Origin of the sequence: Aquitalea magnusonii (assembly GCF_002217795.2) — a bacterium.
Lineage (GTDB): Bacteria > Pseudomonadota > Gammaproteobacteria > Burkholderiales > Chromobacteriaceae > Aquitalea > Aquitalea magnusonii_B.
Genome location: NZ_AP018823.1, coordinates 560,124 through 575,210, shown reverse-complemented (window position 1 = coordinate 575,210; position 15,087 = coordinate 560,124). Strand labels below are relative to the sequence as shown.

At 59.7% G+C, this 15,087-nt stretch carries 13 protein-coding genes; 4 read left to right on the top strand and 9 right to left on the bottom strand.

Annotated elements, in window-relative coordinates; translation table 11 throughout:
* Nucleotides 1-113 precede the first annotated feature (113 nt).
* Genes iolB through DLM_RS02780 form a run of 3 tightly spaced genes read right to left on the bottom strand, consistent with a single transcriptional unit; the run spans nt 114 to nt 3,780 of the window.
* Nucleotides 114-911, bottom strand: coding sequence for a 5-deoxy-glucuronate isomerase (iolB, locus tag DLM_RS02790; protein ID WP_089084894.1), 798 nt, complete (start codon nt 909-911; stop codon nt 114-116).
* On the bottom strand, nt 908-1,825 hold the full coding sequence (gene iolE, locus DLM_RS02785) for a myo-inosose-2 dehydratase (protein WP_089084895.1): 918 nt from the start codon (nt 1,823-1,825) through the stop codon (nt 908-910). Before iolE (DLM_RS02785) ends, iolB begins: the two co-directional genes overlap by 4 nt.
* Nucleotides 1,826-1,842: 17 nt before the next feature.
* Nucleotides 1,843-3,780: a bifunctional 5-dehydro-2-deoxygluconokinase/5-dehydro-2-deoxyphosphogluconate aldolase gene (locus tag DLM_RS02780; protein WP_089085089.1), complete on the bottom strand. Its 1,938-nt coding sequence runs from the start codon at nt 3,778-3,780 to the stop codon at nt 1,843-1,845.
* A 235-nt stretch (nt 3,781-4,015) separates the two neighbouring features.
* On the opposite strand from DLM_RS02780, the gene DLM_RS02775 reads away from it, so the two are divergent.
* On the top strand, nt 4,016-4,882 hold the full coding sequence (locus tag DLM_RS02775; RefSeq protein WP_197715497.1) for a MurR/RpiR family transcriptional regulator: 867 nt from the start codon (nt 4,016-4,018) through the stop codon (nt 4,880-4,882).
* Here the strand turns inward: DLM_RS02775 and DLM_RS02770 are convergent.
* The 6 genes from DLM_RS02770 to iolD form a co-directional block, all read right to left on the bottom strand.
* Nucleotides 4,812-5,729, bottom strand: a complete 918-nt coding sequence (locus tag DLM_RS02770) for a DMT family transporter (protein WP_167467026.1) — start codon at nt 5,727-5,729, stop codon at nt 4,812-4,814. The two genes, DLM_RS02775 and DLM_RS02770, sit on opposite strands and share 71 nt — an antisense overlap.
* 177 nt (nt 5,730-5,906) lie before the next feature.
* Nucleotides 5,907-6,932 (bottom strand): ABC transporter permease, encoded by a 1,026-nt coding sequence (locus DLM_RS02765; RefSeq protein ID WP_089084898.1) that lies wholly within the window; start codon nt 6,930-6,932, stop codon nt 5,907-5,909.
* 49 nt (nt 6,933-6,981) lie between these two features.
* A complete protein-coding gene (locus DLM_RS02760) occupies nt 6,982-8,529 on the bottom strand; it encodes a sugar ABC transporter ATP-binding protein (protein WP_089084899.1) in 1,548 nt (515 codons plus the stop codon).
* Nucleotides 8,530-8,587: 58 nt separating this feature from the next.
* Nucleotides 8,588-9,526, bottom strand: a complete 939-nt coding sequence (locus DLM_RS02755) for a sugar ABC transporter substrate-binding protein (protein ID WP_089084900.1) — start codon at nt 9,524-9,526, stop codon at nt 8,588-8,590.
* A 362-nt stretch (nt 9,527-9,888) separates the two neighbouring features.
* Nucleotides 9,889-10,797, bottom strand: a complete 909-nt coding sequence (gene iolE, locus DLM_RS02750) for a myo-inosose-2 dehydratase (RefSeq protein WP_197715564.1) — start codon at nt 10,795-10,797, stop codon at nt 9,889-9,891.
* Nucleotides 10,798-10,826: 29 nt separating this feature from the next.
* Nucleotides 10,827-12,686: a 3D-(3,5/4)-trihydroxycyclohexane-1,2-dione acylhydrolase (decyclizing) gene (iolD, locus tag DLM_RS02745; RefSeq protein WP_231960017.1), complete on the bottom strand. Its 1,860-nt coding sequence runs from the start codon at nt 12,684-12,686 to the stop codon at nt 10,827-10,829.
* 418 nt (nt 12,687-13,104) lie between these two features.
* Here iolD and DLM_RS02740 point away from each other — a divergent pair, with 418 nt between their 5' ends.
* From DLM_RS02740 to DLM_RS22915, 3 genes are all read left to right on the top strand, one after another.
* Nucleotides 13,105-13,929 (top strand): TIM barrel protein, encoded by an 825-nt coding sequence (locus DLM_RS02740; protein WP_089084903.1) that lies wholly within the window; start codon nt 13,105-13,107, stop codon nt 13,927-13,929.
* A 52-nt stretch (nt 13,930-13,981) separates the two neighbouring features.
* Complete coding sequence (locus tag DLM_RS02735; protein WP_089084904.1) at nt 13,982-14,161, top strand: hypothetical protein; 180 nt, start codon at nt 13,982-13,984, stop codon at nt 14,159-14,161.
* A gap of 690 nt (nt 14,162-14,851) precedes the next feature.
* Nucleotides 14,852-15,082, top strand: coding sequence for a hypothetical protein (locus tag DLM_RS22915; RefSeq protein WP_145985754.1), 231 nt, complete (start codon nt 14,852-14,854; stop codon nt 15,080-15,082).
* The last annotated feature ends 5 nt before the right edge of the window (nt 15,083-15,087 follow it).

Genomic DNA, 15,087 nt, shown 5'->3' with positions numbered 1-15,087 from the left:
TTCTCCTTGCTGCGGGCAAGCCGGGGGCCTGCCCCTGAGCGGTGGGCATCAAATGGAAAATGAGCGGGAATGTGACAACCAGCGCCGGACCAGGACAGCCCGGCGCCATGGCCTCAATCAGGTAGTTGCAACAGCCATTCGTGCTGCGGGTCGTTGTGGAAGGACCACTGGCGTTTGGGCCCGGCCATCACGTTGAGGTAATAGGACTGGTAGCCATAGGGCACGCACACCGGGTGATAGCCGCGCGGCACCATCATCACGTCGTGGTTTTCCACGGCGTGGGATTCGTCCAGGCTGCGGTCGTCGGTGTAGACCCGCTGGAAGGCAAAACCCTGCGGCGGGTCGATGCGGTGGTAATAAGTTTCTTCCAGTGCGCTTTCCGCTGGCAGATTGTCCAGATCGTGCTTGTGCGGCGGGTAGCTGGAAGAATGGCCGGACGGGGTGATCACCTCCACCACCAAGAGGCCGTCGGCCGGCTCGGTCTGCGGCAGGATGTCAGTCACATAGCGGGTGTTGGCCCCCTTGCCGCGCACACTGCGCTGCATGCTGGCAGGGGCAATCAGCCGCACCTCGCGGCCCGGCTGGCCAGGTGCCGAACACAAGGCCACTTCGGCCGGGGTCAGTGCGGTGATGGTAAGAGGCTCGCCGGCCGGGACATACACCGCCCACGGTGCCTGCTCGTCGAACACGCTGCTGCGCTCGCCCAGGCTGTCCCAGTACAGACTACCTGCCTGCACCGCCACCTTGCCGGTCAGCACCACCAGACAGCATTCGCGCCCGGCATCCTGCCAGCTTTCCTGTTCACCCACCGCCAGCCGCACGGCGCGGAAACCCACATGTTGCCAACCGGCGCTGTGCGGGGTGATGTCGGCAATTTCGCGCCCCTTGCCTGCCTTGACCAACAAGCTCATGCCACATTCCTTTCCTGCTGATTGATGGCCGCCACCAGTGCGGACAAGGTGCGATAGCCCTTGTCGGCGTATTCATAGCTGGGGGCGACGACCGGGTCCTGCTCGGCCTCCACCACCAGCCAGCCCTGATAATCATGCTGCGCCAGTGTGTGCAGGATGGCGGCAAAGTCGATGCAGCCATCACCCGGCACGGTAAACGCGCCATTGATCACCGCCTGCAAAAAGCTCCAGTTGCCGTTCCAGGCCTGTTTCACCACTTGCGGGCGCACATCCTTGCAATGCACATGCACCACGCGGGCAATATGTTTGTTCAGTACGGCCAGCGCATCGCCACCGGCAAAAGTGATGTGGCCGGTATCAAACAGCAGGCCGACTTCCGGGCCGGTCACCGCCATCAACTGGTCGATGTCCTGCGCGGTTTCGACATAGGCCCCCATATGGTGGTGATAAGCCAGGGTGATGCCGCGTGATTGCAGATGGCGGGCAAATTCGTTCAGCCGCGCGCCATAGGCCAGCCATTGCTGTTGACTGGTGAAACGCGGGCGCTTGTACAAGGGCTGGGGCTGGCCCTGAATGGCACTGGCCACCTCGCCATACACCATCACCTTGCAGCCGTTTTGCACCAGCAATTGCAGATGCGGCTCCACGCGGCGGATTTCCTCTTCCACGCTGCTTTCCGCCAGATATCCGGAATGCCAGCCGGAAACGCACTCCACGCCATAAGGCTGTAATACGGCAGCCAGCGTTTGCGGGTCGCGCGGAAACTTGTTGCCCAGCTCGAAGCCCTGATAACCGATGCGCGCACCTTCGCGCAAAATGGTGTCCAGTGTGACCTCCCCGCCCAGCGAGGGCAGGTCGTCATTGCACCAGGAAATGGGGTTGATGCCGATTTTTACCTGAAATGGCTTGTTCATGATGGTCTCCCGGTGGCTTAGCGCGGCTGGCGACGGCTGCGCCAGATGTCGATCAGGGTTTCAAAATTGCCACGGGCGGCTGCAATCAGCCCGGCATCGTCCAGTTCGCCGGCCAGCCAGCGTTGTGACGGTTCGTGGAACAGCGTGCGTCCCACCATGAAACCACGGCAGCTGCGGCTGGCGGCCGCATCGGCAAAACCCTGACGCAGCACATCCAGCGAAGCATGCAGGCCCAGCAGCACCACGCCACGGCAATAGGGGTCACGCTCGGCCAGCAGCGCGTCCACCGCCTGCCATTGCGCGGCCGACATGGATTCCAGCTTCCACCACTCCGGATAGATGCCCAGATTGTAAAAACGCTTGAGTGCGCGCAGCACGGTGTCCGACTGTTGCGGCAGCTTTTTCGACGGAATCACTTCCAGCAGCAGCTCATGTCCGCTCAGTTGAGCGGCTTCGTAAATGGCGCGCACCTGGGCTTCCTGCTCCAGCCGGTTTTCCAGTGTGTCGTCCGGGTGGTACTGCACCAGACATTTGATGATGTGTTCCTGCGGCCAGCTTTCCAGCCGGGCGGTGGCGGTGCGGCCACGGTCGAATTCCAGCGGGTTGGAACCGGGCAGTTCCACCGGACGGCCTATCCACCAGCCGCGACCGGTGGCGGCATACATGGCGTCCTCGCCGTAGCGGTCATCCACCAGAATGCCGATATGGCCTTGCAATTGCAGTGCGCTTTCGGTTTGCGCCACCGCCTCCACCAGCAGGCGCTTGAGCACGGAAATGCGCGCCTCGTCCGCCCCGCTTTGCCGCGCCAGCTCGAAAAACTGGTTGCGGTGGTCGAAGGCAAACACGCACAGGTCATCCCATTGCTTGCGCTTGATGCTGACCCGGTGCAGGCGGCTGAGCGTGGCATCGTCACCCGGTCGCAGCGGTGTCTGTTCCAGACCGAGGAAATAATCCAGTTCGGCCGGAGTGGGCATGGCTGGCGAGCAGCCATGGCGCGACACCACCAGCGCGCCGCAGGCATTGGCGCGGGTGCAGCACCAGCCATAGTCGCGGCCATGCAGCCAGCCGGACAAGAAGCCGGACAGAAAGGCATCGCCCGCGCCCAGCACATTCATCACTTCCACCTGCGCGCCCTTGACCGAGAACGCATCCTCGATACGCGCCGGGATGGCACCAGGAATCACCGCGCAGCCCAGCGGGCCACGCTTCACCACCAGCGTGGCCTGCGGAGCCAGCTGGCGCACGGTGGCCAGGCTGGTGAGCAAATCGTCCGAGCCCCCGGCGATATTGATTTCTTCTTCGGTGCCGACAATCAGGTCGAACAGCGGCAGCACCGATTGCAAATGGGCAGTCACCCCGTCGCTGGCGATATAGCGCTCCTCGCCATTGCCACGGCCGGTAATGCCCCACAGCACCGGGCGATAGTCGATATCCAGCACGGTGCGCACATCGTGCTTTCGTGCCAGCGCCAGCGCCTTGCGGCTGGCGGCATTCACCTTGGCAGTGGAAAAGTGGGTGCCGGTAATCAGCAGCGCCTTGCTGGAGGCAATGAAGTCTTCATTGATATCCGCTTCTTCCAGCGCCATATCGGCACAGTTTTCACGGTAGAACAGCAGGGGGAAGGTATCGCGGTCCTTGATGCCCAACAGCACCAGCGCGGTAAGCCGCTCCGGGTCTACCTTCACCTGGCTGACATCACAGCCTTCGGCAGACAGGGTGTCCAGCAGGTAGCGGCCCATGTGTTCGTCGCCCACGCGGGACAGCATGGCCGACTTCAGGCCGAGGCGGGCAGTACCGAAAGCGATGTTGGCGGAGGAGCCGCCCAGATAGCGGGCAAAGCTGCTGGCGTCTTCCAGCCGGGCTCCCAGTTGGCGGGCATACAAGTCGATGGCCAGTCTGCCCAGGCAGATCAGGTCCAGCGGTCGGTCGGCAGCAAAATGGGTGGTGTTTTGCATGATGTACATTCTTTGTCTCGTTGAGTGACTGTCCGCCGCTGCGGCCCGCTTCCACCCGCCCGGGGAAGTGCGCCGTCAGCCTTATCGGTGAAGTCCAGCATAAATCGGCGGCCTGACGAATGCAACTTTTTTTTCGTATTTATTTTCTAATAGAAATTATTTTCCGAAAAATGTTTTTGTAGTGCGCCGGTTTCACTCTAAAATGACGCCATCCACATTGCCGAACATTCCTGCCATGACCAAGGAAATAAGCGCCGATCAGCTGATGCAACGCATCGCCGAGGAATACGAAGACCTGAGCAAGCAGCTGAAAGTCATTGCCAAATATGTAGAAGAACACCGCCAGACCCTGGTGCTGGAACGCATTACCGACATTGCCCAGGCCTGCGAGGTGCAACCTTCCGCCATCGTGCGTTTTGCCCAGCGCTTTGGTTTCAGCGGCTTTTCCGATATGCAGACGGTGTTCCGCGATGCCTTTGCCCCGGCCGGTGGCAATGTCAACAATTACCAGAAGCGCATCCGCAGCGTGATTGCCACCCAGGACACGCCGCTGAGCAATACCCAGGTGACGCAGAACTTCATCACGGCCTGCCAGCAAGGGCTGGACGAGTTGTCGCAAGCGCTGGACCCGGCGGCCATCGACAAGGCGGTGGAACTGCTGGTGAAGGCGGAGAATATCTATGTGGTGGCGGTACGGCGCATGTTTCCGATTGCCAGCTATATCAGCTATGCCTTGCAACACACTGCCAAGCGGGTGCATCTGGTTTCCGGCCTGGGCGGCATGTACCACGACCAGATCCGCAGCATCCGCGAAAACGACCTGCTGATTGCCATCAGCTTCCAGCCCTATGGCAAGGAAACCCGTTACTGCGCGCGCGTGGCCGCGCAGAACAAGGCCAGACAACTGGTGATTACCGACAGCCAGTTAAGCCCGCTGGCACGCAATGCCGACGCGGTACTGACGGTAAAAGAGGGCACGGCGTTTTCCTTCCGTTCGCTCACCAGCACCATCAGCCTGTGTCAGGCCTTGTTCATTGCCCTGTCTTACCGGCTGGAACTGGTGATTGAAGAGACCCGCGACGCCGGGGCTTACGACGACTGATCAGCAAGGACGACATGATAAGGCCCGCGCCGGTCAGCTGACTGGCGCTCATGCCGCTGCCAAACCACAACCAGGCCAGGATGGCGGTCCATACCGGCTCCAGCAGCAGGATGAAGGCCGAACGCTGCATTGGCACCCGCGCCTGCGCCCAGCCTTGCAGGAAGAAGCGCCCGCAGGTGGCCAGCAGGATGCTCACCAGCAGCCAGCTCCAGACAGCGGGACTGAGCGCAACTGGCCAGTGTTCCGCATAAGCACTGCCGACAAAGCCGGCGCAGCCAGCCAACAGCAGTTGCAAGGCAGACAATGACAATGCCGGAGCCTGGCTCCCGGCCCTGCCGTTCAGATTGAGAAATACCGACATCGCCAGCGCCGAGGCCAGGAACAGCGCGTCCGCCGCCGCCAGTTGCCCGCCACCATGCAAGGCCATGGCCGCCACCCCCAGCGCCGCCAGCGGCATGGCCCACAAGGTTTGCACCAGCAGCACGGTGCCAAACATCAGCCGCGCCAGCACCGGGGCCAGCACCACCCCCAGGCTGCCAATAAACGCCCCCACCCCCAGGTTATTGCTCAGTTGCAGCGCCAACATCCACAGGGCCATGGCCAGCGCCAGCAAGGCCGCACTCCACCAACTGCTGGCCGGCAAACGCCATGGCAGCGGCTGGCCGCGCCAGCGCGCCAGCAAGGCCAGCACCACACCGGCGCTGCCAAAGCGCACGCCCAGAAACAGCAAGGGCGGCATGCCGCGCAGCACCTCCTTGGAACACAGCCAGCCAAAACCGGCAATCAGGGTAACCAGCACCAGCGTGGCTTCTGCCAGACCGGGACGCACAGCTTGATTCACTCTCACAACAGGATTCGGGCGCACAACAGGTTTCCGCAACAATGAAAAAACGGGAAGGCGCACCTTCCCGATCAACACCCTGCTGAGAGATTCCTGCCGCATTGCCATGCCGCATCAAGACAGCCGGGTGTGACTCCGGCCACAGTTTAACTGCTGCCACACCCGCTGTGTGATAGCGGTCTATCAGCTGCGGCGATTACGCTGGCGGTACTGGTCCGCCACCACGGCCACCACGATGATGATGCCTTTGACGATTTCCTGGTAATAGGCGTCGATACGCAGGAAGGTGAAGCCGGACGTCATGGTGCCCAGAATCAGCGCGCCAATCACCGTGCCGGTAATCTTGCCCAGGCCGCCATTGAGCGAGGTGCCACCAATCACCGCGGCGGCAATGGCATCCAGCTCATACATCATGCCCATGCCGGCCTGACCGGACACCGCCCGCGCCGACGTTACCACCCCGGCCAGCCCGGACAGCAGGCCGGCCACGGTGTACACCAAAATCAGGTGACGGTTGACATTGATGCCGGCCACCCGCGCGGCGGCGCGGTTGGCACCGATGGCGTAGGTATATTTGCCGTAGCGGGTGTAGCTGAGGATGATGTGGAAGGCCAGCGCCGTCAGCAGGAAGATGATGATGGGATTGATGCCGGCACCGATGGCGGCATAGTGGTCCGACAACATGCTGATGGGTTCACCCTGGGTGTACCACTTGGCCAAACCACGGGCGGTCACCATCATGCCCAGTGTGGCGATGAAGGGCGGGATCGCCGTTTTGGCAATCACCGCGCCGTTGATCAGTCCGCACACCAGCCCCACCAGCAAGCCGGCGGCCAGCGGTGCGATTACCGGCAGGTCGGTCAGTGATGGGAATACCGCGCGGGCAAAGTCCGAAGTTTGCGCCAGACTGGCCGACACCATGGCGGTAAGTGCCACCACCGAGCCGGATGAGAGGTCGATGCCGCCCATGATGATGATCTGGGTGACGCCCACCGCGATGATGCCGATGACCGACACCTGCAGCACCATCACGATCAGTCTTTCCTTGTTGGCGATGAAGCTTTGGCCAACAAACAGCCAGCCCAATAATTCAAATACCAGGGCCACGCCCAGCAGCACCATGAAGATGCGCGCTTCGGCGGGAAGCTTGAACCTGAACGCGCCGGACTTGGGGGATTTGCCCAGTGCTTGCGTATTGCTGATTGCCATTTTGTCTTCTCCTGCTGTTATTGTGCTTGGCTGCTCAAGCGTCTGACGCTCAACCGGCAGCCAGCGTCATGATGCTGACCTGGGTGGCGTCGGCACGGTCGACAATGCCGGTCACCCGGCCCTCATGCATCACCATGATGCGGTCACTCATGCCCAGCACCTCGGGCAGCTCCGACGAAATCATGATGACGGCCACGCCCTGCCCGGCCAGCTTGCAGATCAGTTTGTGGATTTCGGCCTTGGCGCCCACATCGATACCGCGGGTGGGTTCATCCAGAATCAGTATTTTCGGGTTGGTCAGCAGCCAGCGGCCTATCAATACCTTCTGCTGGTTGCCACCGGACAGGTTCTCGATGCGTTCTTCCAGATTCGGCGTTTTCACCCGCAGCGTGCCGGACATGGCCGCGCACATTTCATCCAGCGCCTGTTGCCGCACGAAACCGGCCTTGAGATTGTCTCCGCCCAGCACTGAAATCTGCATGTTTTCCTGAATGCTCAGGTTGAGAAAACAGCCGGTGTCCTTGCGGTCTTCGGTGAGAAAGGCCATGCCGTGCTGCATGGCAGTGCGCGGCGAATCCACCGTCACCGCCTGGCCATTGATGCGGATCTGGCCGCTGCTGGCCGGGCTGACGCCAAACAGGGTTTCCGCCACATTGCTGCGGCCGGAGCCGATCAGCCCCGCCACACCGAGGATTTCCCCCTGGCGCACGGAAAAGGACACATCGTGGAATACACCATCGAGGGTGAGCTGTTCCACTTCCAGTGCCACCTCGCCAATCGGCACGATGGTCTTGGGGAACATCTCGGTGATTTCACGCCCCACCATCATGCGGATCACTTCATCGTGGCTGAGCTGTTCCACCCGCTTGCAGCCGATGAAATGGCCATCGCGGAATACCGACACCTCGTCGGCAATCTCGAACAGCTCATTCATCTTGTGGGTGATGTAGATGATGCCCTTGCCCTGCTCGCGCAGCATGCGCACGATGCGGAACAGGTGGGCGACTTCGTGCTCGGTCAGTGCTGACGTAGGTTCGTCCATGATCAGCACGTCGGAGTTGTACGACACCGCACGGGCAATCTCCACCATCTGGCGGCTGGAAATGCTCAGGCTGGCCACCTTGGCCTCGGGGTCCAGATCGATGGCCAGTTGGGCAAACAGCTCACGGGTCATCTGGTACATTCTGGCGTGGTCGATCAGGCCGAAGCGGTTCAGCGGCTCGCGGCGGATCCAGATGTTTTCGGCAATGCTCATGAAGGGCATCAGGTTGAGTTCCTGATGAATCATGGCGATGCCGTTTTCCAGGGCATCCAGCGGCGAAGTCAGCGCGATGTCGCGACCGTGCAGGCGATAGACGCCCTGGTCCGGGATATACACCCCGGCCAGGATTTTCATCAGCGTGGACTTGCCGGCGCCGTTTTCGCCCATCAGCGCATGCACGGTACCGGCACGCAGGCGGAAGGACACATCATCCAGCGCCACCACACCGGGAAAAGCCTTGCGTACACCTTCCACTTCAATCAGCAGCGTTTCGCTGTTCACCGGCGGGTGGGACGGGGCGGCTGCCTTCGGTTTTTCCGGGGCCAGACTCAACATGGCTTGCTCTCCTCCTTGAGTACCGGGCGGCAGTCTCTTGCTACCGCCCGCTTCAGCATTAGTTGCGCGACTGGTAGTTCTTCAGGTTGGCCGGAGTAACCAGCTCGAACGGCACCCAGATCATCGACGGCAGCTTTTCGCCACGCGACAGCTTGAGAGCGGTGTCCACCGCCCCCTTGCCCTGACCGGCGGCATTCTGGAACACCGTCACTTTCAGCTCGCCGTTTTTCATCGCGGTGAGGGCATCCTGGGTGGCATCCACGCCAGCCACGATGGTTTTGTCCAGACGCTTGGCGGACTTGAGCGCCTGGATGGCACCTAATGCCATTTCGTCGTTATTCGACACCACAGCGTCAAACTGCAGGCCGGCACTCAGCCAGTTCATCATCAGGTCGCGGCCATCGGTGCGCGACCATTTGGCGGTCTGTTTTTCTACAACCCTGATGCCGTTACACGGGGCCTTGGCGATGACTTCTTCCACATCCTTGGTACGCTGGCGCGCAGCCTGGTTGGCCAGGTCGCCCATCATCACCACGATATTGCCCTTGCCCTTCATCAGGCGGCACACCTCTTTCATCTGCACGGTGCCGGATTCGGCCTCGTTGGAGCCGACAAAGGCCACCTTGGCAGGCAAGGTCTTGTCAGCCGGCATGCGGTTTACGTACACCAGCGGAATGCCGGCGCTTTGCGCCAGCTTGGTGATTTTCGGGGTGGCATCGGTATCCACCACGTTGACAATGATGGCATCCACTTTCTGGGCAATGAAGTTTTGTACCTGGCTGAGCTGGCGGCCAACATCGTTCTGCGCATCTTCAAACTGGATGTCCACACCCTTCTGGCTGCCGGCATAGGTTTTCATGTTATTGCGCAGCACGGTGAGGAAGTTGTCGTCAAAGGCGGACATGGTCACGCCCAGTTTGGCGGCGGATGCCGGCATGGCCAGCATGGTGAGGGAAAAGAACACTGCGGAACCAGCAAGCTTGGTGATGCGTTTCATTGATGCGTCTCCTGTCCTTATGGTGTGAGTTCGATCCCGACATGCCGCCGACCGCTCATGTTGCAGTGCAATGCGATGCGCATATCGTGTTGTCGTGCAGCTAAGATAAGTGAGCCGCATCAATATTGCAAATAAAATTTCATGCTGCACTGCACGTAGAAATATTTTTCTATATTTTGCCAGCGTCATCGGCCAAACAATGGCAGCAGCAGCTTGCCACACCGCAGCATAAACGGCAGTTATCTTACTGATTAACAAGATTTATTTTTGGCAAAAAGCTGGCAGTACCGAAAAATGAAAAAGCCATGCCGACATGGCATGGCTACTGATACTGCTGCCAGCTTCACCGGCAAGCAGGGATTTCAGGCAACAACCGGCTGGCGCAGGCTGTTGCACAGGGCGGCCAGGTAGTCGTAGCCCTTCTTGGCGTATTCATAGCTGGGTGCCAGCGCCGGGTCCTGCTCGGCTTCCACCACCAGCCAGCCGCGATAACCATGCCGTTGCAGCGTGGCCAGAATGGGCGCGAAGTCGATCATGCCGTCGCCCGGCACGGTAAACACCCCCTTGAGCACGGCATCCAGAAAGCTCCAATTTTCCGCCTTGGCCTGTTGCATCACCGCCCGTCGCACATCCTTGCAATGCACATGCACCACCCGGTCCACATGCTTGAGCAGCTCGACATAGGCATCGCCTCCGGCAAAAGTGATGTGGCCGGTATCAAACAGCAGGCCGACATCCGGCCCGGTGAGCGACATCAACAAGTCCAGGTCGGCACTGGTTTCGCAATACGCGCCCATGTGATGGTGATAGGCCAGGGTGATGCCCTTGCCCTTCAGCCAGGCAGCAAAGGCATCCAGCCGCGCGGCGTAATCGCGCCATTGCTGCTGGCTGGCAAAGCGTGGTCGTTGCGAAAGTGGCGTTTGCTGCTGTCCCTGCACCGAACCGGCCACCTCGCCATACACCAGCACCTGGCAACCGTTGAACACCAGCTTGTCCACATGGGCAGTGGCCGCCACGATTTCATCCTCTACCGAGCCCTCGGCCAGATGGCCGGAATGCCAGCCGGACACCACCGCCACGCCGTATTCGGCCATCTTGTCGCGCAGCGCCTGCGGGTCTTTGGGAAACTTGTTGCCCAGCTCGAAGCCGGCATAGCCGATTTCCGCGCCCTCCTGCAGGCAGGTTTCCAGCGGGATATGACCGCCCAGTTGCGGCAGGTCGTCATTACTCCAGGAAATCGGGTTGATGCCAATACGCACATCGAAATCCATCACGCTCTCTCTCCTTGTTATCATCCGGCTCAGCCCAGACGTTGACGCTGGCGGGCCTGTTCATAGTCGGCACGGGCGCTACGTACCGCTTCGCGTTCGGAAACCTCGGGAATGCCCACTTCCCACCAACTGCCGCCTTCCGGTGTGCATTGCGGGCCATCGATGCGCAGCTGGATCAGATAACTGCGGCTGGCGGCGCGGGCGCGCACCATGGCGGCCTGCAATTCGGCCACCGAGCCGACGGTTTCGGCCTCCGCCCCCAGCGAGCGGGCATTCTGGGCAAAGTCGATCTGCGGGATGCCGTGTTCGCCATGCCGACAGTCGGCCAGCATATTGTTGAAAGGCGCACCGCCGCAGGCTTGCTGCAAGCGGTTGATGCAGGCATAACCGGCATTGTCCAGCAACACCACGATGAGCTTGTGACCCAGCATCACCGAAGTGGCCAGCTCATTGTTCAGCATCAAATAGCTGCCATCGCCCACCATCACGATGACTTCGCGCTCCGGCCGGGCCATCTTCACCCCCAGGCCACCGGCCACTTCATAACCCATGCAGGAAAAGCCGTACTCCATGTGATAACCACCGGGCGTACTGGTGCGCCACAGCTTGTGCAACTCGGCCGGCAGCGTACCGGCGGCGCATACCACGATGTCGCGTTCGGCCGAATCCGCCGCCGAGGCCTGCACTGCGCCGATGGCCTCGGCATAGGTGGGCAGGCTGGCGCGCGGGCTGCGCACAATCTCGTCCACCTGACGGCGCCAGCCATTGCACAGGCGCTGGCTGTGTGCGGTCCAGTCGGCATCGGCCTGCCAGCCCTCCAGCGCTGCACTCAGTGCCGCCAACCCGACCGCAGCATCACATTGCAGGCCGTGGCCGCCCCACTTGCCGGCATCAAAACCATTCACATTAATGGACAACAGCGTGGCCTGGGCATATAGCGCATGCGAACCGGTGGTGAAGTCCTGCAGGCGGCTGCCCACCGCCAGCACCAGGTCGGCTTGGGCGGCCAGCTCGTTGGCGGCAGGGGAACCGGTGACGCCGATGGAACCGGCCAGCAAGGGATGATCCCAGGCCAAAGCCCCCTTACCCGCCTGACTCTCGCCAACCGGAATACCGTGCGTTTCGGCAAACTGGCGTAGCGCGTCAGCACCACCCGCGCTGTACAGCACCCCGCCACCGCAGACGATGAGCGGGCGCTTGGCCTGACGCAGCAGACCGGCCAGTGCCGCCAGCTCGGTGGGTTCCGCCGGTGGCTGACGGAAATGGATATCGCGCTCGGCAAAGAAGGCTTCCGGCCAGTCAAAGGCCTGCGCCTGCACATCCTGCGGCAGGGCCAGTGTCACCGGGCCGCACTGCGCCGGGTCGGTGAGGGTGGCGATGGCACGCGGCAAAGCGGTCAGCAACTGGGACGGCACCACGATGCGGTCGAAGTAGCGCGACACCGGCCGCAGGCAATCCACCGCCGACACGCCACCATCCTGAAAGTCTTCCACTTGCTGCAATACCGGGTCCGGCGCGCGCGAGATGAATACATCACCGGGCAACAGCAACATGGGCAGGCGGTTGACATGGGCCACTGCGGCGGCAGTGACCAGATTGGTACAACCGGGGCCGATGGAGGTGCTGACCGCCATCATGCGGCGGCGGAAATGCGCCTTGGCATAAGCAGTTGCAGCCAGTGCCATGCCCTGCTCATTGTGGGCGCGCAAGGTGGGCAGCACATCCTGCGCTGCCTGCAAGGCTTCACCCAGACCGGCCACATTGCCGTGGCCGAAAATGGCCCACACGCCGCCAAACAGCCGCTGCCGGCTGCCATCCGGCATGGTGACAAACTGCGCGGCCAGATAGCGCACCAGCGCCTGGGCCACGGTGAGACGTACGGTTTTCACATCCATTCTCCAGGGGGCGATGACGGCGGCTGACCGGGCGGTGCCAGCCTGTCGGCATCGAGAGTAAGGAAAATCCAGCCACTACGATATAAGATTTCCGCACGGTTGCAAATTATTTTTCATTTTAATTTTATTTTGAAAAACAATTTCCGCAAAACAAACCAGGCCTGCCCAGGCGGACAGATAGGACGACGCCGACATGTTCTCTGCCAGATACAGACGGAACTGAGCCGCCACAAGCCCACCCTGCGCAACACCGCCAGTGCTGCCAGCACCTATTGCAGCGCCTTGATGGCCTGGCCATCCTGGTGTTGATCGATCACCACGTCCAGCAGCCCCTCAATAGAGTGCTATCTGGCTCAGTACCACTGTAATGGGCAGCAGCGTTGAGTTTTCCCCTCACCACAGAAAGACCGCCATGCACGCCAACATCCGTTTTGCCATCAACCGCATCAGCGCGCCGCGCCTGTCCTTTCCCGACTATCTGGCCATGTGCCGCCGACTGGGCGTCAGCGACATTGAAATCCGCAACGACCTGAACGGCGTGGAAATCAGCAATGGCACTCTGGCCGCCCAACTGCGCGCAGCCACCGCCGAGGCCGGCATCACCATCCGCAGCATCAATGCGCTCTACCCGTTTGATGTGTTTGATACCGGGCTGCAACAACGCGCCGTACAACTGGCCGCCTACGCCCGCGACTGTGGCGCACAAGCGTTGGTGCTGTGCCCGCTCAACCGCCGCGATGACACCCGCACTGCCAGCCAGCGTCAGCAGGAGCTGATTCATGCGCTCAAACAACTCAAACCGATTCTGGACGACCATGGCATCAGCGGGCTGGTGGAGCCGCTGGGCTTTGAGGAATGTGCGCTGCGCCGCAAGTCCGAGGCTGTCACCGCCATTTACGCCGCAGCTGGTGAGCGCCATTTCCGCCTGGTACACGACACCTTCCACCACTATCTGGCTGGCGAGGACATTTTCTTCCCGGAACTGACCGGGCTGGTTCACATTTCTGGCGTGGAATCCACCCCCCTTGCCAGCAGGGAAATGCGCGATGGCCACCGCGTGCTGGTGGGCAGCGCCGACAGATTGGGCAATATCCCACAGCTAAAGGAACTGCTGGCTCGTGGCTATCAGGGTGTGGTGTCGTTCGAAGCCTTTGCCAACGACATCATGGAAGCAGCGGACAGCGAAACCCTGCTGCAAAACAGCATGGACTACATCCACCAGCAACTGGCCGGCTAAACCTGCTGGCACAACTCCGCATCACACAACAAGCAAAACCAAGGAGACAGACATGATATTAGCCATTGGTGTGATTGGCACCGTCCAATGGCTAATGTGGCTTTTTTCATTGCACATCACAGAAATTCATACCAAGCCAGTTGAACATAAAATCATGCTCAACAAAAGTCATGCCTTCCACCATCCAAACCCGATGGAGACTTATTATATTTATTCAACTCGCCTCGCATGACACGATCAAAAAAACAGAAACAAAAGCAATAAAGAAAAGATACAAATAAGGTGCTATTAAACTACGTTAGCGCAAACAAAGTGCTGTAAAATTTTTATTCTTACTTTCATGATGATCATGATGTAGTGAATTCCCATACAACAACGCTGCCTGTATCAAACAATCATGACTCCATGAATACGAAGCAAACTACCAATCTCCCCCTGCGGCAGACAAACCATAATGTTGCACGTATGAAAAACAGTATATGAAAGATGAACATGCAAAGATAATAAACAACAGAGATGCTACTTTACTCTCTACCAGCGCAACACAAACCCACAACATACACGACAGTAAACACTGCAAGACAATAAAAAAAAGCAACCATCAACAAAAAAACACCCGATTCAGCTCGCATCTTTCTTATCAAGTCATCCACATCAACAACTTCAGAAAAATCAACAATTGATTATTCAAGCTATTTATCAGATCCATCAGCATTCTCCATCCTGATCGTTGACACCACTAACTCGCCACAGCAACACTCGGTCGATATCATCCAAAAATATTGCCGACATTGGTCACAGCAAATACGATGCAGGTAATTGGGTGCAAGCAGTTCGAAATCATCAATGAACTGAGATTTGCAATAAGGGCAATCAAATTCCATTTGCAATTCCAATTAAAATTTCAATGGAATTTATCACAATGAACTTCTCTACCCATATCGATTATCTCTACCAAAATAACTGCCCGCATCCATTGACTTCTGCTTGCCAGACTGAATACGCACGCGCATGCCAGCACTATCTGCAAAGTCATGTGGCAGAGCGCTGGAGTCATCCGAGCCTCCATCTGCGACAAGCAGTGACGCCGTGGCTTGATACGGCGATGCATCTGATGCTGCGCTTCTGCGGGAGCTGGGCAGGCCAGATCTGATGCAT

Bases quoted from the DNA above. Each gene is read 5' to 3' on its own strand.
- iolB (WP_089084894.1), bottom strand. From the start codon at position 911: ATGAGCTTGTTGGTCAAGGCAGGCAAGGGGCGCGAAATTGCCGACATC.
- iolE (WP_089084895.1), bottom strand. From the start codon at position 1,825: ATGAACAAGCCATTTCAGGTAAAAATCGGCATCAACCCCATTTCCTGG.
- DLM_RS02780 (WP_089085089.1), bottom strand. From the start codon at position 3,780: ATGCAAAACACCACCCATTTTGCTGCCGACCGACCGCTGGACCTGATC.
- DLM_RS02775 (WP_197715497.1), top strand. From the start codon at position 4,016: ATGACCAAGGAAATAAGCGCCGATCAGCTGATGCAACGCATCGCCGAG.
- DLM_RS02765 (WP_089084898.1), bottom strand. From the start codon at position 6,932: ATGGCAATCAGCAATACGCAAGCACTGGGCAAATCCCCCAAGTCCGGC.
- DLM_RS02760 (WP_089084899.1), bottom strand. From the start codon at position 8,529: ATGTTGAGTCTGGCCCCGGAAAAACCGAAGGCAGCCGCCCCGTCCCAC.
- DLM_RS02755 (WP_089084900.1), bottom strand. From the start codon at position 9,526: ATGAAACGCATCACCAAGCTTGCTGGTTCCGCAGTGTTCTTTTCCCTC.
- iolE (WP_197715564.1), bottom strand. From the start codon at position 10,797: ATGGATTTCGATGTGCGTATTGGCATCAACCCGATTTCCTGGAGTAAT.
- DLM_RS02740 (WP_089084903.1), top strand. From the start codon at position 13,105: ATGCACGCCAACATCCGTTTTGCCATCAACCGCATCAGCGCGCCGCGC.
- DLM_RS02735 (WP_089084904.1), top strand. From the start codon at position 13,982: ATGATATTAGCCATTGGTGTGATTGGCACCGTCCAATGGCTAATGTGG.
- DLM_RS22915 (WP_145985754.1), top strand. From the start codon at position 14,852: ATGAACTTCTCTACCCATATCGATTATCTCTACCAAAATAACTGCCCG.